General features: G+C 67.7%; 1 protein-coding gene. It reads right to left on the bottom strand.

What is annotated here, in order from left to right; genetic code table 11:
- The coding region (locus ON31_RS00010) for a terminase large subunit (protein WP_039807840.1) at positions 1–1,471 on the bottom strand (1,471 nt) is incomplete at its 3' end.
- Positions 1,472–1,522 lie beyond the last annotated feature (51 nt).

The following is a 1,522-nucleotide window of genomic DNA, read 5'->3' as shown; positions in this document are numbered from 1 at the left end:
CGATCGTGACCATGGGCGCGCCCTCGGCGACGAGGTTGTTCACCAGCTGCGACGAGTTCCACCGGTCGTACGCGATCTCTTGCACATCGAAAATCGCTGCGTCGGTGAGGATCTGCGCCTCGATGTGGTCGTAATCGGCGACGTTGCCCGGTGTCGCGGTGAGGATGCCTTGCTTCACCCACCCGGACGCCGCGCCCGCGGTCCGCTTGTCCAGTGCCGCGAGGTTCTCCTCGGGTGTCCATAGCCGCCACAGCGCGTCATACCCTCCGCGCTCGTCGTCGGGGAACAGCCAGCACAGCGCGCACAGGTCCGAGGTCGAGGCGAGGTCGAGCCCGCCGTACGCCACGCGCCCGGCGAGCCGATCCTCGAGCACGATGGACGCATTGCGGTCCCACGCGTCCACGTCGAGGTATTTCGTCGCCTGCTTCGTGCGGATACCGAGGTGCAACCGCATGTAGCTGGCGTGGTCGGCCGGGGACTGCTGCGCCTTCACCGCTGCCTGCCGCAGGAACGCTCGCGTCGGCGATATCCCGTAACCGGGGTTCGCGGCGCGCTGCGTAGCCTCGCTGTACGGGTCGAATCCCTCGGCCTTGTCGTCGGCCGCCCACACCACGCCGTAGGTGGTCGGATCGTGGAGCACGCCGCGGGCGAGCTGCTCGACGAGCGTGCGCTTGCGGTCGTACGGGGTCTCTTTCCGCGAGGCGTCGGCGGTCGTGATGAACACGATGAGCGGCTGCGCGCGTGAGCCGGTGCCGGTCTCGATTGCCTCGACGAGGTCGTTGGTCTTGTGCAAGTGCAGCTCGTCGACGATGCCGCCGTGCAGGTCCGCGCCGTGCTGGGCGTCGCCTGCGTTGGCGACCGGTTGGAAGTACGAGCCGGTGCGCGGGTGCACGATCTTGGCCTTGTAGGTCTTGACGTGCTGGCGTAGCGCCGGCGCTTTCTCGGCGAGCTGTTTGATCGGCGCGAAAACGAATTGTGCTTGCTCAAGGCGCGTCGCCGCCGCGATTACCTGCGCGCCCTCTTCGCCGTCCGCCGTGGTCAAGTAGATGCCGACGCCGCCCGCGATCGTGGACTTGCCGTTTTTACGGGGCAGCTCCACGTACGCCGTGCGGATGATGCGCACGTACTGGCTGAAATCGTGGTCGAAATGCACCCACCCGAATACCGGTGCCAGGAAGTAGGCAACTTGCCACGGGTCCGGGATGAGCGGGCGGCCCGCGAGGCGGCCCTTGGTGTGCCGCAGGTTGCGAAACACCTTGAGCACCTTGTCGACTCGTTCGGGGTCGAACCGTGCGCCGGGCTCGTCGCGCGGCTCGGGTGTCTTGTGCAGCGGCGGGCAGTCCGGGAGCGGGATGCCGCGGCTCAGCAGGTAGTACGCGACCTCGGGCGAGAGCTTGAGCCGGTCGAGTTCCTCGGCGTCGGGTAGCTCGATGCCATGCGGACTACTCGAACGGGTTGTCGTCGCCGCCATCGTCGCCACCACCGCGCGAGATGCGGGCCTCGGCCGATGGGGTGAGCCCGA

It is taken from the genome of Nocardia otitidiscaviarum NBRC 14405 (genome assembly GCF_000308635.1).
Lineage (GTDB): Bacteria > Actinomycetota > Actinomycetes > Mycobacteriales > Mycobacteriaceae > Nocardia > Nocardia otitidiscaviarum.
This window is presented reverse-complemented; position numbering and strand designations above follow the sequence as displayed.